Genomic DNA, 17,251 nt, shown 5'->3' with positions numbered 1-17,251 from the left:
GATGTTATGCCGTTTTTAATGCTTAACGCATGGTAACGAACTCTTCCGCGGCGGTCGGGTGGATCGCGACGGTGTTGTCGAAGTCTTTTTTGGTTGCACCCATCTTAATGGCCACGGCGAAGCCCTGCAGGATTTCGTCCATACCGAAGCCGATACCGTGCAGGCCGACGATCTTCTCTTCTTTGCCCACGCACACCAGTTTCATGCGGCACGGCTGGCGGTGCTGCGTTACGGCGCTGTACATGGCGGTGAAGGAAGATTTGTACACTTTCACGTTGTCTGCACCGAACTTCTCAATCGCTTCCGGTTCGGTCAGGCCAATGGTGCCGATCGGCGGGTGGCTGAAGACCACGGTAGCGATGTTGCTGTAATCCAGGTGCTCTTCCGGCTTGTTGTTAAACAGGCGCTCGGACAGGCGACGGCCGGCGGCCACGGCGACAGGCGTCAGTTCGACGGCACCGGTGTTATCACCCACGGCGTAAATACCCTTAACGTTGGTATTTTGGTATTTATCGACGTCGATATAGCCTTTTTCGTTGGTTTTCACCCCGGTTACGGCCAGGTTCAGGTTATCGGTCGCAGGTTCGCGGCCAATCGCCCATACCAGGCTGTCGACGGTGAATTCCTTGCCGTTTTCCAACTGCAACGTCAGGCTACCGTCAGCGTTTTTGACGATGGCTTTCGGTACCGATTCGGTGTGCAGGCTTGGCCCTTCGGTGTTCATCACTTCCACCAGGGTGTCGACAATCATCGGATCGAAGGTGCGCAGCGGTGCGTGTTTACGCACGAACAGGTGCGTTTCGGCCCCCAGTGCGTTCAATACGCCGGCGATTTCCACCGCGATATAGCCCGCGCCGACAATGGCAACGCGTTTTGGCATGGCGTCCAGGTCGAAGAAGCCATCAGAATCGATACCGTATTCTGCACCCGGAATATTAGGGTGGCTCGGGCGGCCGCCGGTGGCGATCAGGATATGGTCGGCGGTGATTTTCTCACCGTTGACTTCCACCGTGTGCGCGTCGATAAAGCGTGCAAAGCCTTTGATCACGTCGACTTTGTTTTTGCCGAGCACGTTGTCGTAAGACGTATGGATACGGTCGATATACGCGGTGCGGTTAGCGACCAGCTTTTTCCAGTCAAACGCGTTGACGGTGGTATCGAAGCCGTAATCTGGGCCGTACATATGGATGGCCTCGGCGATCTGCGCCGCGTGCCACATGACTTTTTTCGGTACACAACCCACGTTGACGCAGGTGCCGCCCAGTTCTTTGGCTTCAATCAATGCGCATTTCTGGCCATACATGGCTGCCCGGTTGATCGATGCGATGCCGCCGCTGCCGCCGCCAATTGCTAGATAATCGTAATGTTTGGTCATCTGGGATTTCCATGAATTGTGTGAATCGAAGAGCGTAAGAGTTTAACGCCTGATCCAGGTTTGTCGCAAAGGTTGCGTCGATGGTTGTGATAGGTCGGATAAAGGCGCGGCTGGCCGCGCCCCGGACGCTTATTCCGGTACCACCCAGTTCACCAAATGGTGGCCATGCCCTGACGGCACCAATATTTTGTGCAACCATGGCAGCACGTTTTTCATCTGTTGTTCCAGCTTCCACGGCGGGTTAATCACGATCATGCCAGAAGCCGTCATACCGCGTTGGTCACTGTCGGGTTTAACCGCCAGTTCGATCTGCAGAATATTGCGGATACCGGTAGCTTCCAGCTCTTTTAGCATGCGCTTGATCTGCTGGCGCATAACCACCGGATACCACAGCGCGTAGGTGCCGGTGGCAAAGCGCTTGTAGCCTTCCTGCAGGCCTTTGATCACGTCCTGGTAATCGGTTTTCATCTCGTACGGCGGGTCCATCAGGATCAGCCCACGGCGTGACAGGGGGGGCAACTGCGACTTCAACTGTTGGTAGCCATCGGCGCGTTGCACCTTGGCGCGTTCGTCCTTTTGGAACTCACCGCGCAGGAGCGGGTAGTCGCTCGGATGCAGTTCTGTCAGGTGGATTTTATCCTGCGGGCGCAGCAATTCGCGGGCAATCAGCGGTGAGCCAGGGTAGTAGCGCAGCTTTTCGGTACGGTTAAAGTGGTGCACGACACGCATGTAGGCCGCCAGTTCTTCCGGCAGATCGTCTCGTTGCCACAGCAGACCGATGCCTTCCAGGTATTCCCCAGTGCGTTCGGCATGCTCACCGCTGAGCTGATAGCGCCCTGCGCCGGAATGGGTATCCAGATACAGGAAGGGCTTCTCTTTTTCTTTCAGCGACTCAATGATCAGGCTCTGAACGGTGTGCTTGAGGACGTCGGCGTGGTTGCCGGCGTGGAAACTGTGGCGGTAACTTAACATGGCTTGTGGTAATTCCTTGTGCTCCTGACGGAGCCGGCTGAACAGAATAAGGCTTATATTCTGCACAGTATAAACTGTCTGGGCGGGAAAAACTGAAATGCGTTACCGCAGACCCTCTATCAAGGAGCAGGGCAATGACTGAATCGGCAATTTTAGCTAATTATCCCGGCGCATCGCGCTGGTCATTCGGCGACAGCCCGGCACTGGCGGACGCGCTGTTGCAATTGGTGCTCGACGGCCAAAAAACCGCAACCTGTTGTTCATATGCCGCTTATCAACAAGAGCAGGCGCCGTTGGTCGGGGATTATAACGTCGTTCTTGATGGCCGCGGCAAACCGGCCTGCGTTATCAGGATCCTGTCCCTGAGGCGGGTTCGCTATGCCGATGTCACGGCTGAAATGGCGGCGCTGGAAGGCGAGGGAGATCTGAGCCTGGCATTTTGGCGGCAGGAGCATCAGGCGTTTTTTACCCGGGAAGGCACCTTTTCGCCGCAGATGTGGTTGATGTTTCAACAGTTCGAGTTGGTTGACGTCCTAGAGTGATGCCGCAGGTGGCTCCAGGGCGGCAACCACCTGCTCGCGCAACCAGCTGTGGGCTGGGTCGAGGTGAGAACGTTCATGCCAGACCATCACCATGTCATAGCCTGGCAGTGCCAGCGGTGCTGGGCAGGTGCGCAGATCGCCCAGCAGTTCACCCAGCATGCGTGAAGGCAGCATGGCCACCATATCGGATCTTGCCAGCAGCGTGGGGATAAACAGGAAGTGCGGCAGCGACATCACGACGCGCCGTGCTAATCCCTGCGCCTCCAACAGCGTGTCGATCAGGGTACGAAAACCGCCTCCGTCCTGTGAAACCATGACAAATTCAAGCTGGCAGAACTGCTCCAGCGAGGGCGGGGTTTGCAATAACGGATGGTCGCGACGGCCCACCAGCAGGTAGTTCTCGTGAAACAACGGGCGATGACGTAGCTCGGCGGGTGCTTCTTCACGGGCCAGAAAGCCCAGATCGATCACGCCGTCGGCCAGGTCGCGACTCATGGTTTTGGGTGAGGCTTCACGGATCGCCAGACGAGATTTCGGCGCTGCCAGCCGCAGTGTGGGCAGCATCGGCAGCAGAATGGCGTATTCGGCCGCGTCGGCGGCGGCCATTTGCCAGGTCATTTCGGCCTGCAGCGGATCAAACGGCTGTTCTGCGGCCACTAAACGGCCGAGATCGGCCAGCGTTTGGCGCAGCGGTGTTAGCAGACCGAGTGCGCGTGCCGTGGGCAACATGCCGCGTGAGCCAGGCAGCAGCAGCGGATCATGGTAAATCTCGCGCAGTTTGGCGAGCTGAATGCTGACCGAAGGCTGGCTAAGATTAAGGCGTGCCGCCGCCCGCGTCACGTTACGTTCAGTGAGCAGCGCTTCCAGCGTGACCAACAAATTGAGATCGACTCGCTTTAAATTGTTGATAACTATCCCTCGTATTAAATCTATCAATTTCAACTATAGCGCTAATCCCCCTACCGTGAAATGGACGTCGGAAACGCCGACGAAACCGCAACGGATAAGGGCGAGATGATGAAATTGAGCGAGTACGTTAACTACGATGCGCTGGGGTTGGCCGAACTGGTACAGCACGGCGAAGTCAGTGCGCAAGAGTTGCAACAGACGGCACAGGCCGCCGTTGCGGCGGTAAACCCAAGAATTAATGCGGTGGTGGAACATTGGGGGCAGCCGCAACCTGAGGGTGAAGGCCCACTGTCAGGCGTGCCTTTCCTGATTAAGGACATCGCCATCAGCATGGCCGGTAAGCGTCTCGAGTTGGGGAGTCGATTGGCGCAGGGCAATATCGCAGCGGCAGACAGCCATCTGATGAGCAATGTTCGTCGAGCCGGGCTGGTGACTTTCGGTCGTACCACTACGCCAGAGATGGCGTTCAGCACCACCACCGAAGCGGTGCTTTACGGCGCGACGCGTAATCCCTGGAACCCGGATTTTAGCGCGGGTGGCTCCAGTGGGGGCGCCGGCGCGGCGGTTGCCGCCGGGATCGTGCCAATCGCTCATGCCACCGACGCCGCGGGATCGATCCGGGTTCCCGCCTCGTCAAATGGGCTATTTGGCCTTAAACCGACACGTGGGCGGGTATCCCATGGCCCGGCGATGGACGAAGTGTTCAACGGTTTTGGTGTTCAACTGGGGCTCAGCCGCACAGTGCGCGACAGCGCAGCGCTACTGGATGCCCTGCAGCATCCGCATCCCGGCGAACCCTATTACACGGCACCGCCAGAGCACACTTGGCTGTCACAGGTTACGTCCGAACCCGGCCGACTGCGTATTGGTATGATGACTCAGGCGTGGAACGGCGGGAAAACCGATCCGCAAATCGCCCAGGCCACGGCCAATACCGCCGTGCTGCTGGGTGAGTTGGGCCATCAGGTGAGCGAAGTCGACATGGCGATTGGCGTCAGTTGGCAGGCGTTGGTGTTCGCCAATGCGCAAATCTGGTGTGCCAATCTGGTGGGTTGGGTCGATGGCCTGAGCCAGGCGACAGGGCGGCCTGTATCAACCGACACGCTGGAGCCGGAAACGCTGGCCTGTTACCGCTACGGGTTGGCCGCCAGGGCGGTGGATATGGTGGCGGCGCTTGAGGTGCGTAACCGGGTGACCCGTGCCGTCGCGGCGTATTTTCAGCAGTACGACCTGCTGCTGACGCCGACCCTGCCTGACTTGCCTTGGCGGATCGGCCGTTACGGCACAGGGACGGCGGACATGAGCGGCCTGGAGTGGACGGCGCACTTATTCGATCACTCGCCTTTTACGCCGGTATTTAATGTGGCTGGCGTGCCTGCGATGTCAGTCCCCCTGGCGCACGATAAACAACATAACCTGCCGATAGGCATGCAATTTGTGGCCGGTTTTGGCCGTGAGGATCAGCTCTTGCAACTGGCAGGGCAACTGGAGCGGGCAGCGCCCTGGCATCATCGGTCTCCGGCCATTTGGGCAGGAAATGCAGGGGAATAGCAGTCAAAAGGCAAAATATCGGCTATGTTGCTGAAGGGCCTTTTACGGCGGGCCGTTGGCTCGCCGCTGCATTCAGGAGGGGACGATGAACTGCATATTTTGCGAAATGGTGGCGGGCAGGGTGCCGTGCCATAAAATCTGGGAGGACGATAGCCATATGGCGTTCCTTTCCATCTACCCGAATACCGAGGGTTTCAGCGTGGTGATCCCCAAGGCGCATTATGAGAGCTACGCCTTTGCACTGCCGGATGAGGTGCTCAGCGAACTGATGCTGGCCACCAAGCGGGTCGCGCAATTGCTCGACCGGGCGTTTGACGACGTGGGGCGCTGCGGCATGGTATTTGAAGGCTTTGGCGTCGACCATGTGCATGCCAAGCTGATTCCGATGCACGGTACCGCTGTGCTGGCGGAGTGGCAACCGATTGAATCGAAATCAGTGAAGTTCTTCGAACGCTATGAAGGCTACCTGTCTTCCCACGACGCAGCGCGTGCCGATGACGAGCATCTGGCCGCGTTGGCAGCGCAGATCCGTGGTTATCAGGACTGAATCGATGGATAGGTTTATAGGGCGGCTGTGTGCGGCCCTGTTTTGTCTGGCTGCGTTTCAGGTTCAGGCAACGGAGAGTTGCACGGCCAATAAGCAGGGCAATCCTCCGCATCAACTGTCTGTTGATCTCTCCGCCGTCCCCGAGCCAGCGCTACAGACGAATACTGAACCAGGATATAGGGTGTTGTGTTTTGACGTTGATGCCGCGGGCAAGGTACAAAATATCCGGGTGATGGAGGCGCAGTCTGAGCGCGAGTTTGATAATGAAGTGTTTATTGCGATGAGCAAATGGCGCTTCCAGGCCAACAAGCCGTTCAAAGACCACCGCATAACCGTTCGTTTTAGCCGCGATGAAAAAGCCAAAGTGAGGCTAAGTGGTGTACCGTTCCGTTAGACGGCACTATCTATCAACGCCCGGCCATTGATTTTCCTGCTACTTGGCTCCATGTTAGATATTCATACGCATTTTAAGGCCTGCCCGTTGCGGCGGGCCCCAACGCTAATCAGGACTGCCCTATGACAAATCCGTTGCTGACCCCGTTTTCCCTGCCGCCGTTTTCCGCCATTCGCCCTGAAGATATCGTGCCTGCGGTGCAATCCGCGTTGGCCGATTGCCGCGCTGCGGTAGAGCGCGTTGTCGCGCAGCCGGGGCCATTCACCTGGGATAACCTGTGTCAGCCGCTGGCGGAGTCTGACGATCGCCTGTCGCGCATCTGGTCGCCGATTGGGCATCTGAATTCGGTAAAAAACAGCCAGGAGTTGCGCGCGGCCTATGAGCAGGCGTTGCCGTTGCTGTCTGAGTACGGCACCTGGGTTGGGCAGCACGAAGGCTTGTACCAGGCTTATCGCAGCCTGAAAGAAGGGGCGGCATTCAATGACCTGAGTGCACCACAGCGTAAGTCGGTAGAAAATGCGCTGCGTGATTTTGAATTGTCAGGCATCGGCCTGTCACCGGAAAAACAGCGTCGCTACGGCGAGATCGTCGCGCGTCTGTCCGAGCTGGGTTCCACATACAGCAACAATGTTCTCGACGCGACGATGGGCTGGAGCAAGCTTATCACTGATAAAGCTGAGCTGAGCGGCCTGCCGGAAAGCGCATTGGCTCAGGCTCAGGCAATGGCGCAGGCCAAAGAGCAGGACGGCTGGTTGTTGACGCTGGATATGCCGAGCTATTTGCCCGTGCTCACCTACGGGGACAACCGTGCACTGCGTGAAGAGATGTATCGCGCGTTTGCTACCCGTGCTTCCGATCAGGGGCCGAATGCCGGCAAGTGGGACAACAGCGACGTGATGGCGGAAACGCTGGCGCTGCGCCACGAACTGGCCCAGTTGTTGGGCTTTGACAGCTACGCCGACAAGTCGTTGGCGACCAAAATGGCCGAAAACCCGGAGCAGGTGCTCGGTTTCCTGAACGATCTGGCCAAACGTGCCCGTCCTCAGGCTGAGCAAGAGCTGGCTCAACTGCGTGCCTTTGCCAAACAACATTACGGTGTGGATGAGCTGGAAGCCTGGGACATCACCTATTACGGCGAAAAGCAGAAGCAACATCTGTTCTCGATCAGCGACGAGCAACTGCGCCCCTACTTCCCGGAACAGCGCGTGGTGGAAGGGCTGTTCGAAGTGGTTAAACGTATTTACGGCATCACTGCCAAAGAGCGCAAGGATGTGGATACCTGGCATCCAGAGGTCCGCTTCTTTGACCTGTTCGACGCGAGCGGCGAGCTGCGCGGTAGCTTCTATCTTGACCTGTACGCACGCGAGAACAAGCGCGGTGGGGCATGGATGGACGACTGTGTCGGCAGCCTGCGCAAGGCCAACGGCGAGTTGCAAAAACCGGTTGCTTACCTGACCTGTAACTTCAACCGGCCGCTGGGCGACAAGCCAGCGCTGTTCACGCATAACGAAGTGACTACGTTGTTCCATGAGTTTGGTCACGGTCTGCACCATATGCTGACTCAGATCGACACCGCGGGCGTTTCCGGCATCAGCGGTGTGCCATGGGATGCCGTCGAACTGCCGAGCCAGTTTATGGAAAACTGGTGCTGGGAGCCGGAAGCGCTGGCGTTTATCTCCGGTCATTACCAGAGTGGCGAGCCGTTGCCGAAAGAGATGCTCGACAAGCTGCTGGCCGCCAAAAACTACCAGGCGGCGCTGTTCATTCTGCGTCAGTTGGAATTCGGTCTGTTCGATTTCCGCATGCACGCCGAATACAACCCTTCACGGGGCGCACAGATCTTGCCAACACTGGCGGAAGTGAAAAAAAGGGTAGCAGTCGTGCCTTCACCAAGCTGGGGCCGTTTCCCGCATGCTTTCAGCCATATCTTTGCCGGTGGTTACGCAGCGGGTTACTACAGCTACCTGTGGGCGGAGGTGCTGTCGGCCGATGCGTATTCGCGCTTTGAAGAAGAGGGGATTTTCAACGCCGAAACCGGCAAGTCCTTCCTCGACAACATCCTGTCGCGCGGCGGTTCTGAAGAACCGATGGAACTGTTCAAACGCTTCCGTGGCCGTGAGCCGCAGCTGGATGCTATGCTGCGCCATTACGGCATTAAAGGATAACCCCACCGGTGAGCGTGTGTTTATTGTGTGAAGAAGGCGCCGATCCCGGCGCCTTGTCTATTCTGGCGGAACGCTGGCAGTTAACCTCGGACGACGACGCGCTGATGGCGCTGGTATTGACGCCTGAACGGTTGGAGCTGCGTAAGCGTGACGAACCCAAACTCGGGGCGATCTACGTCGATTTCATTTCCGGCGCTATGGCGCATCGGCGCAAATTTGGCGGCGGACGGGGTGAGGCTGTGGCGAAGGCCGTCGGCATCAAGGGCAGCTATCTGCCGGACGTGGTGGACGCCACTGCCGGTCTGGGGCGCGATGCTTTTGTGCTGGCGTCGCTGGGCTGCAAGGTGCGGATGCTGGAACGTAACCCTGTGGTGGCGGCATTGCTGGACGATGGCCTACAGCGCGGCTATCAGGATGCGGAAATCGGCCCGTGGTTGCGTGAGCGTATGACGTTGTTGCACGCTTCCAGCCTGACGGCGTTGGGTGATATTGAGCCACGGCCGGAGGTCGTGTATCTGGACCCGATGTACCCGCACAAGCAGAAGAGTGCGCTGGTGAAGAAAGAAATGCGGGTATTCCAGTCGCTGGTGGGCAGCGACGATGACGCCGATGGCCTGCTGGAACCGGCACGCCGTCTGGCGACCAAGCGCGTAGTGGTAAAGCGCCCGGATTACGCCCCGCCGTTGGCTAACGTGCCGGCGCATGCGGCTTCGACCACCAAGAGTCACCGTTTCGATATTTATATGCCCTATCCACGGTAATTTGGACGCAGCATGCTGCGTCCCTGCAAGCCGCCTTGATACAACGCCAATTATTTAGGGCATAGAGGGCGAAATAGGGAGGTATTCATTGATCCACCTCCCAATTTTATTTTTTACCTTGCAAAGATACTAGCAAGCTTGTGTTCCAGATCGCATGATTCCTTTTCATTTCCCTTCCTATAATTAGATAAATATGAAGAAGACACTCCTTGCCGCTTTGCTATGCCTGGGTACCTCTGCGATGGCCTCTGAACCTGTCAATATCACCATTCTTGGCACGTCTGATCTGCACGGCACCTTTGTGCCCTGGGATTACTCAACCGATACCGAAAACCTGGCCGGCAGCCTGAGCCAAATTGCGACTCAGGTGCATCAGGTGCGCGCTCAGCAGCCGAATGTGATCCTGGTCGATGCTGGCGATACCCTTCAGGGTAACTTTGTCGAAACCTTCAAGAACGATAAAACCAGCCCGATGATCCTCGGCTTTAACGCGCTCAACTACGACGTTTGGGTGATGGGTAACCATGAATTCGACTTTGGCCTCAAACCCCTTTCCACCTCACTGAACCAGTTCAAGGGCACGGCATTGGCCGGTAACATTCTGTGGGACAGCGGTAAACCCTACCTGCCGGCGTATAAAATCATTGAACGCCAAGGCGTGAAAATCGGGATTATCGGCATGGATACGCCGATGACCGCAGAATTTGCCAAGGGCACCGACCGGGTGAAAGGGCTCAACTTTACCGACCCAGTGCAGGCGGTAAAGCAGGTGATTCAGCAGATTCAGGGTGAAGTAGATGCCATTGTGCTGGCCGCGCACATGGGGATCGACAACGAAAACCAACGCCCAGGCACCGGTGTGGGCGACATTGCTCGCGCTAACCCGGAACTGGCGGCGATTGTTGCCGGGCATATGCACGTGAAAGTCGATAAAGACGTGATCAACGGCGTGATCGTTACCGAGCCGGACAAATATGGCCGCGCACTGTCGCGTATCGATTTACAGTTTGAGCAGCACAACGGCAAGTACGTGCTGATCAACAAAGACAGTTATACCTACCCGATCAAAGGCATCACGTCGGATAAAAAGCTGGAAGAGATTTACCGGCCGTACCACAAGATTCTGCGAGCGAACGCCAACCGACCTATTGCTCAACTGACCGGCCAGGATCTGGTACCACCGGATGCGGTAAAGGGGATTCCGCAGGTTCATGTGCAGGACACCGGCATCAGCAAACTGTATCAGGAAGCCAGCCGTTACTATGCGCCTAAGGCGCAGGTGATTGCGTTGCAGATTGATAACGACCGACCAAAATTGAACGTCGGTACGATCACGGCCAAAGACATCGCTTTTAACTACCAGTATGCCGGCGGTGAGATCACCGTCTATCAACTCAGCGGCAAAGAATTGAAGAAGTACATGGAATGGTCGGCAGGTTACTTTAACCAACTGCATGATGGCGATGTGACTTACAGCTTCAACCCGCAGCGTCGTGCGTCAAAATACTCCACCAATGATTTCTTCGATGGCGTGACCTACAAAATCGACCTGCGCCAACCGGCCGGGCAGCGTATCCGCGATCTGTGCATGGCCGACGGCACGCCAGTGACCGACAGCACGCCGATCCGTCTGGGCATGAACAGTTACCGCATGGGGCACCTGACGCAAAAAGGCGGTGCGTTGGAAGGCATGCAGTTCCCGGTCCTGTCGGACAGCAAGGTGGAATACGGCGAAGAGGCAGGCACCATCCGCAATCTGACTATCCGTTATTTGACCGAGGTGAAAAAAGGTCAGTATCAGGGACAGGCGGTGCAGCGCTGGCAGTTGGTTGGGCTGGAAGGTTATGACCGTGAGCGTAAAATTGTCGAAAAGTTGCTGAACGACGGCAAAATCAGCGTGCCAACCAGCGAAGATGGGCGTTACGGTAATGTCGCGTCATTCAACGTGAAACAGCTACTGATCGGTGAGCCACAAGCACGCCAACAGCAACAGGCAGCGTTGAAGGCACAGTTAGCCACCGCCAGCGATCCGGTGGAGAAAAAACGTCTGAGCGATCGGTTAGTGATTATTGAAGCGATTAATAAGGCCTGATAGTCGCAGGCTCAGCATGCGTAGGGGCTCAGCATGCTGAGCCCACATCATACCGGCTAAAGCTTAATTCCCCTCCAGCAGGCGCTTGCCGACGTCCCCTCCAGGGTGTACCGCCAGCAGCGTTTCTTTGTCGTAGCCACTGCGTTCCATCAGGCAGGCGCAGGCAGCATCGAAAATTGCCAATACCAGCACGATAGAGGTCGTTGCCAGCATATTCAGCGGATCTATTTCATTTTCCACGCCTGTGCTTATCACCAATGGCGAGGCTTTGGCGATCGCCGAATCCGGGTTTTCCGTCACGCCAATCAGCGGTACGCCCTTGGCTTGCAACGTGGGTAACAGGCGGGTCAGTTCATCGGAATTGCCCCCGCGTGAAATCAAAATCATCAGATCATCACTGCGCAGAAAACCCAGATCGCCGTGTGCCGCGTCGGTGGCATTGAGATAAATGGCTGGTCGTTCCACGCAGGCCAGCATATGGGCAATCTTGCGCGCCGCGATGCCGGAAGTGCCGACGCCAGTGACCACAATTTTGCCCTGACACTCCGCCAACAACGTCAGCAACTTTTGCCAGGTCTGCGCGTCGATGCGTTGTCCCAACTGAGCCAGCTCCCGGCTGTAGATTGCCCAGGCCTCAGTTGCCCGCTGCCATTCCTGTTGCATCAGGCATCCTCCTGCATCAGTTGGCGGTATTTCATATGGTCGTTATACAACTCATGGAACACGCGGTATTTACGGTCATAGTATTGTTTGATTTTGTTGGTTTGCGGCGTGACGGTTTTACCGATACGGCTCATGGCGCTCATCGCTTCTGGCAGGGTATCGAATACCCCGGCGGCCACGGTTCCCATCATTGCGCCGCCCAACAGCATCGCCTCGCTCTCTTCCGGCAACAGCATGGCGCAGCCGGTGGCATTGGCATGTTCCTGCACGAAGATTGGGTTCTTGGTGCCGCCACCGCTGGCCATGATGGTATCGATGCTGTAACCGCTTTGATTCATAGTTTCAATAATATGGCGAGTGCCGAGCGCAATGGCCTGGATCGTTGCCAGATAATGCAGCGCCATGTCTTCCGGCGTGCGGGACAGTTTTAGCCCGGTCAGGGTGCCGGTCAGCGTCGGATTGGCGCGCGGCGAGCGGTTGCCGTGGAAATACGGCAGCATATGAATGTCTTTGGTCAGGTAGGCAATATCCTCCGGCTCGCCAGCCATACGGCGCAGCAGGGCGTTCAGCACTTCATAGATGGTCTGACCCTGCGTTTTTGCCTGCGCCAACAGTTCCTGATAACACGGGTGCGACTGGATGACGTGGTCAATCAGTGCACCGGTGGCGGACTGGCCGCCTTCATTCAACCAGTATTCCGGCAGAATGGCCGAGTAATAGGGCCCCCACACGCCGGGAATAAACCGGGCGGTGCGTGACATGGCCATATGGCCGGTGGAGGTGCCGCCGATCAGTGCGACGCGGCGGTTAAAGTCTGCCACTTCACCGGAGGCTCCGGTGGCGCCCAGCGTGCCGAGGGTGCCGGCATGGGCATCGATAATCGACACGCTGACCGCCGTGCCGGCGATCAGCCCCATTTCACTGGCGGCACGCTGAGTCAGGCCGTGGCCGAGCGGTTCGCCCATCATTTTGACGTCGCTGCCGATCTTGGCCGCATCGTGCTCTAGCACGTCCTCCAACCCAATTTGTTTGAAATAGCTTTTGTCCCAGCGCTGTTCATGACCAAGATAAGTCCATTTACATACCGTCGAACACAGCGAACGGGTGGCGTCCTGGGTGGCACGCCAGGTGAGGAAGTCCGGCAGGTCGAACAGGTAACCCGCATTGGCCCAGGTGGTCGGCATATGCTGCTTCAACCACAGCATTTTGGGGGTCTGCATCTCCGGCGAAATGATGCCGCCGACGAAATCCAGCACCCGGTGTTTGGTGGCGTTAATACGCTCGGCCTGAGTGATGGCCCGGTGATCCATCCACACAATAATATTCTGTTCGGTACGGCCGGATGGGCTGACGGTCAGCGGTTGGCCTTCTTTGTCCAGCACCACCAGAGAGCAGGTGGCGTCAAAGCCCAACCCTTTGACCTGAATGGGGTTGATGTCGGCCTGGTTGACCGCATCACGCACTGCGTTGCAAACCGCCTGCCAGATATTGTCAGATGACTGCTCAACAAAGTCCGCCTTCGGGCGGTACAAATCGATAGCCCGGCTGGCCTGCCCGACCATGTGGCCATTGAGATCGAACACCCCTGCGCGCGCACTTCCGGTGCCTACGTCTACGCCAATAAAATAGCTCGCCATTATTTTTCTCCTAAAGGTTGTGTCCGCAACCTAAACTTTTCGATTCTGTAACGCGATAAACAAGATCAGCACCGCACCCCACAGGGCCATGGTCAGATAGCTACTGACGCCCAACAGGTTGAGACCACTTTCCAGCATTTGCAGCACGATCAGCGCCAGCACCAAGCCGAGCACCCGACCAAACCCGCCGTCTGGGTTAATGCCGCCTAGCACCGAAGCCAGAATGGTCACCAACAGGTAGGATTCGCCGTAACCGGCCTTGGCCGAGTTGAATTTGGCCATCATCAGCAGCGCCGCGCCCCAACCGAGCAGGGCGGACAGGATATAGACCGCGATTTGCACTCTGGCCGTGTTCACCCCGCTAAAACGGGTGGCTTGCTCGTTGGAGCCGATTAAATACAGGCTCCGCCCCAGCGTGGTGTGTTCCAGCAGCAGCCACAGGCCAACGGCGACCAGCAGGAACAGCAGCAGCGCCACCGGGATGCCGAGCAGGCTGCCATTACCCAGATACTGAATCGCTGCCGGGAAGCCGGAGATCACCGCCCCGTTGGACAGCAATATATTCAGGCCGGTGATCAGCGTCATGGTGCCGAGCGATGCGAGAATCGGCGAAACGCCGATCCAGGCCACCAGCACACCGTTAAGTGCACCAATGGCGACGGCAACCAGCAGCCCGGCCAGCAGGGCTAGCACCAGGAACAGGGGGTGATCCGGATGGCTGACAATAATGGCAGCCATCACCAGTGAGCAGGCGTTGGCACCGGCGATAATCGACAAGTTGATGCCGCCGGTCAGCATGGTAATGCCCATGCCGAGCGCCAGCATGCCGAGGATCGGTAACTGCGAGGCGATCGACTGGAAATTGCCGAGACTGAAGAAGCGCGATCCAAGCAGCCCGGCGAACAGCAGCGCCACAACGACAATGATCGCACTCTGCAGGCGGATGATCCGATCGTTCGGGATCAGGCGGGTTAACTGAGTCATGTCATAGCTCCTTGGCCAGCTTACGTTTTTCATTCCAGGCGGTGCTGCTGATGCTGATCAAAATGATCGCACCGCTGAACACCTGGTGCCAATAGGCCGATACGCTGAGCAGCGTCAAACCGTTCTGCAGGAAAGCCAGCAGTACCACACCGAGCAGCGTGCCGGTCAGTGAACCGCGACCGCCCGTCATGCTGGTACCGCCCAGCACCACCGCCGCCAGCACCGTCAACTCAAAGCCGAGCAGGGAATTGGGCGCCACCGACTGGGTGATCTGTGCCTGCACCACGGCGGCGATGCCCGCCAGAATGCCCATGTAGCCGTAAACGTAGAAATGCAACCGCAGCAGGTTTAGCCCCAGGCGCGACGCGGCATCGCGGTTGCCGCCCATGGCGAAGATCTGGCGACCAAGGCGGGTAAAGTTCATCAGCACGCCAGTGACGATAATCACCGCCAGCAGGCACAGTAGCGGCAGCGTCAGGCCATAGTCATAGCCGTCACTCCCCTGGAACGAAAACCAGCTGATGCCATCCATAAACCAGTCGGGGAAACCGTATAACCAGGTACCCTTGGTGGCATACACCAACAGGCCGTAGAACAGGTTCAGTGTGGCAATGGTGATGATGATCGCCGGCACCTTCAGCCAGTAAACCAGAAAACCGTTCACCAGGCCCAGCAGCAAGCCGACGCCGATCGCCAGGCCAAAGGCCAATGGGAAGCCGCCGCCGTGCTGAATCACCCAACTGGCCATCACATACTGGGCGATGGCGGTGATGGCCGGGAACGAAATATCGATACCCCCGGCAATCAACACCACGAAAAGGCCGCAGGCGAGGATGCCGAGAATGGCATAGCTGGTGGCAACATCGGTCAGGTTGCCCAGCGTCAGAAATTCGCTGGTGCTGACGCTCAGGCCAATGGCCAGCAGTAACACCAACAAGCCAAGGTAAAACTCGTGCCGGCCAGCCAGGCGGGCCAGTAATGACTTATCCATTCACCACCTCGGCGATCTGTTGTTCGGTACTCTGGTGCGGCGAAAATTCGGCGATCAGCTCGCCTTTACGCATCACCATCACCCGATGGCTGTTGTAGTAGGCTTCTGGGATCTCATCGCAGATCATCAATACGGCCATGCCGAGTGCGGCCAGATCTTTGGCGATCTGGTAGATCCCCTCTTTGTTAGCGATATCGACCCCCACGGTGGGGGAATCGAGGATCAAAATCTTCGGTTTGGTCGCGACCCACTTGGCGATAGCGATGCGTTGGGCATTGCCGCCTGACAGGGTTTTGACCGGCAACGCGCTGTCGGAAACTTTAATGTTCAGATCGCGGATCAGCCGATTGACCAACTCTGTGGCTTTGGCGTGATCCAGCAGCCCGAGTGAGGTGTGCAATTGATCAAACACCGTGACGATGGTGTTGTCGTAGATCGACTGATCCATGATCAGCCCTTGCGTCAGGCGATCCTCAGACACATAGCCGATCCCATGACGTACAGCTTCGCGGTTGTTATGCAGTTGCACCGGCTGGCCGCCTATCCTGATTTCACCGCTGTCCGGACGCGTCATGCCGAACAGGCTAAGGCAAAGCTCGGTACGGCCCGCGCCAAGTAACCCGACGATCGAGACGATCTCGCCGCCGTGGAGTGACAGATTAATCGCCTGATATTTTCCTTGCCGGCTCAGGTTGCGAACCTCAAGCAAGGGAGCGCTGTCGGTCGGTGGCAGCGCGGGCAGTTGGCTGTAGTGGAAGCGTTGGCCGGTCATCAGGAACGCCAGCTCATGGCTGTCCAGCTGGCTTGCCGGGTAAGTGCCGACCAGTTTACCGTCGCGCATTACGCTGATACGGTCGGCGACTTCCATCACTTCGTCCAGTCGGTGGCTGACAAACACCACGCAGATGCCTGCTGCTTTCAGCTCGTTAACGACCCGCAGCAGGCCGTCGACCTCTTGGCGTGTGAGTGAGGCAGTGGGTTCATCCATGATCACCAGCCGTGCTTCGGCGGCAATGGCGCGGCAAATCGCCACCAGTTGGCGGTCGGCAATCGACAGTTTTTCGACTTTCGCGTCGGGATCGATATGCACGCCGACGCGTGCCATGGCGTCCAGTGCCGTCTGGCGCATAACCCGTTTTCGCACCCAGAAATGGCCGCCCGGCAGATAACGGTGAATGGCGATATTTTCCGCCACGGTCAGGTTGGGGAATAAAGACAGATCTTGATAAATCACCTGAATACCGTAATAGCCAGACAACTGCGGTGTCAGGGAATGAAAGAGTTTTCCTTCCAACGAAATATTGGCGCCTTTTTCCGGCTGATAAACGCCGGAAATAATTTTAATTATGGTGCTTTTGCCACAGCCATTTTGTCCGGCCAGGCAGTGCACTTCGCCAATATTTAGCGTCAGGTTGATCTGGTCCAATGCCAGCACCCCTGGGAATTTTTTACTGATATTCTCCAGGGTAATAAATGCGGAGGATGTAGCCATAGCGTTAACCTGTGCAGGTTTTTATTATTGTCGGGCGCGGTAGGCTGCGCACCGACGTTATTTAATAACTTTCCCGGTGTGGCGTAATCAATCCTACCCTATGAATTTCAAGTTGGCCGCTCTAGCGCGTCCATGCGCTCGCGGCATTTGTACATCCCTGTACAGCACAGCCAGGC

15 protein-coding genes are annotated in these 17,251 nt (G+C 57.3%); 7 read left to right on the top strand and 8 right to left on the bottom strand.

From position 1 onward, the window contains the following. Positions 1–22: 22 nt before the first annotated feature. Positions 23–1,375 (bottom strand): glutathione-disulfide reductase, encoded by a 1,353-nt coding sequence (gene gorA / locus JOE25_RS23235; RefSeq protein WP_209639358.1) that lies wholly within the window; start codon positions 1,373–1,375, stop codon positions 23–25. Between the two features lie 129 nt (positions 1,376–1,504). Continuing rightward, positions 1,505–2,347, bottom strand: a complete 843-nt coding sequence (locus JOE25_RS23230) for a 23S rRNA (adenine(2030)-N(6))-methyltransferase RlmJ (RefSeq protein WP_209639355.1) — start codon at positions 2,345–2,347, stop codon at positions 1,505–1,507. Between the two features lie 134 nt (positions 2,348–2,481). On the opposite strand from JOE25_RS23230, the gene JOE25_RS23225 reads away from it, so the two are divergent. Then, a complete protein-coding gene (locus JOE25_RS23225) occupies positions 2,482–2,889 on the top strand; it encodes an ASCH domain-containing protein (protein ID WP_209639352.1) in 408 nt (135 codons plus the stop codon). Here JOE25_RS23225 and JOE25_RS23220 read toward each other — a convergent pair. Then, complete coding sequence (locus tag JOE25_RS23220; RefSeq protein ID WP_209639479.1) at positions 2,881–3,798, bottom strand: LysR family transcriptional regulator; 918 nt, start codon at positions 3,796–3,798, stop codon at positions 2,881–2,883. The genes JOE25_RS23225 and JOE25_RS23220 overlap by 9 nt on opposite strands. Positions 3,799–3,903: 105 nt before the next feature. Between JOE25_RS23220 and JOE25_RS23215 the strand changes: the two genes are divergently transcribed. The 6 genes from JOE25_RS23215 to JOE25_RS23190 all read left to right on the top strand — a co-directional run bounded on the left by JOE25_RS23215 (position 3,904) and on the right by JOE25_RS23190 (position 11,308). Then, positions 3,904–5,349 (top strand): amidase family protein, encoded by a 1,446-nt coding sequence (locus JOE25_RS23215; protein WP_245210069.1) that lies wholly within the window; start codon positions 3,904–3,906, stop codon positions 5,347–5,349. 85 nt (positions 5,350–5,434) lie between these two features. Continuing rightward, positions 5,435–5,896, top strand: a complete 462-nt coding sequence (locus JOE25_RS23210; protein ID WP_209639349.1) for an HIT family protein — start codon at positions 5,435–5,437, stop codon at positions 5,894–5,896. A 4-nt stretch (positions 5,897–5,900) separates the two neighbouring features. Next, positions 5,901–6,290: a TonB family protein gene (locus JOE25_RS23205; protein ID WP_209639346.1), complete on the top strand. Its 390-nt coding sequence runs from the start codon at positions 5,901–5,903 to the stop codon at positions 6,288–6,290. A 122-nt stretch (positions 6,291–6,412) separates the two neighbouring features. Next, the gene (prlC, locus tag JOE25_RS23200) at positions 6,413–8,455 is read left to right on the top strand and encodes an oligopeptidase A (RefSeq protein WP_209639343.1); all 2,043 of its coding nucleotides are present in this window, start codon (positions 6,413–6,415) and stop codon (positions 8,453–8,455) included. 8 nt (positions 8,456–8,463) lie between these two features. Beyond that, positions 8,464–9,216, top strand: coding sequence for a 16S rRNA (guanine(1516)-N(2))-methyltransferase RsmJ (rsmJ, locus tag JOE25_RS23195; protein WP_209639340.1), 753 nt, complete (start codon positions 8,464–8,466; stop codon positions 9,214–9,216). A 193-nt stretch (positions 9,217–9,409) separates the two neighbouring features. Beyond that, the gene (locus JOE25_RS23190) at positions 9,410–11,308 is read left to right on the top strand and encodes a 5'-nucleotidase C-terminal domain-containing protein (protein WP_209639337.1); all 1,899 of its coding nucleotides are present in this window, start codon (positions 9,410–9,412) and stop codon (positions 11,306–11,308) included. A gap of 63 nt (positions 11,309–11,371) precedes the next feature. Here the strand turns inward: JOE25_RS23190 and JOE25_RS23185 are convergent, their stop codons facing one another. Genes JOE25_RS23185 through JOE25_RS23165 form a run of 5 tightly spaced genes read right to left on the bottom strand, consistent with a single transcriptional unit; the run spans position 11,372 to position 17,075 of the window. Beyond that, positions 11,372–11,971, bottom strand: a complete 600-nt coding sequence (locus tag JOE25_RS23185; RefSeq protein ID WP_209639334.1) for an SIS domain-containing protein — start codon at positions 11,969–11,971, stop codon at positions 11,372–11,374. Further along, on the bottom strand, positions 11,971–13,608 hold the full coding sequence (locus JOE25_RS23180; RefSeq protein WP_209639331.1) for an FGGY-family carbohydrate kinase: 1,638 nt from the start codon (positions 13,606–13,608) through the stop codon (positions 11,971–11,973). Before JOE25_RS23180 ends, JOE25_RS23185 begins: the two co-directional genes overlap by 1 nt. Before the next feature lie 30 nt (positions 13,609–13,638). Next, a complete protein-coding gene (locus tag JOE25_RS23175) occupies positions 13,639–14,592 on the bottom strand; it encodes an ABC transporter permease (RefSeq protein ID WP_209639328.1) in 954 nt (317 codons plus the stop codon). Between the two features lies 1 nt (position 14,593). Next, positions 14,594–15,583, bottom strand: a complete 990-nt coding sequence (locus tag JOE25_RS23170; RefSeq protein WP_209639324.1) for an ABC transporter permease — start codon at positions 15,581–15,583, stop codon at positions 14,594–14,596. After that, positions 15,576–17,075 (bottom strand): sugar ABC transporter ATP-binding protein, encoded by a 1,500-nt coding sequence (locus tag JOE25_RS23165; protein ID WP_209639321.1) that lies wholly within the window; start codon positions 17,073–17,075, stop codon positions 15,576–15,578. Before JOE25_RS23165 ends, JOE25_RS23170 begins: the two co-directional genes overlap by 8 nt. Between the last annotated feature and the right edge of the window lie 176 nt (positions 17,076–17,251).

It is taken from the genome of Serratia sp. PL17, assembly GCF_017832355.1.
Taxonomy (GTDB): domain Bacteria; phylum Pseudomonadota; class Gammaproteobacteria; order Enterobacterales; family Enterobacteriaceae; genus Serratia.
This window is presented reverse-complemented; position numbering and strand designations above follow the sequence as displayed.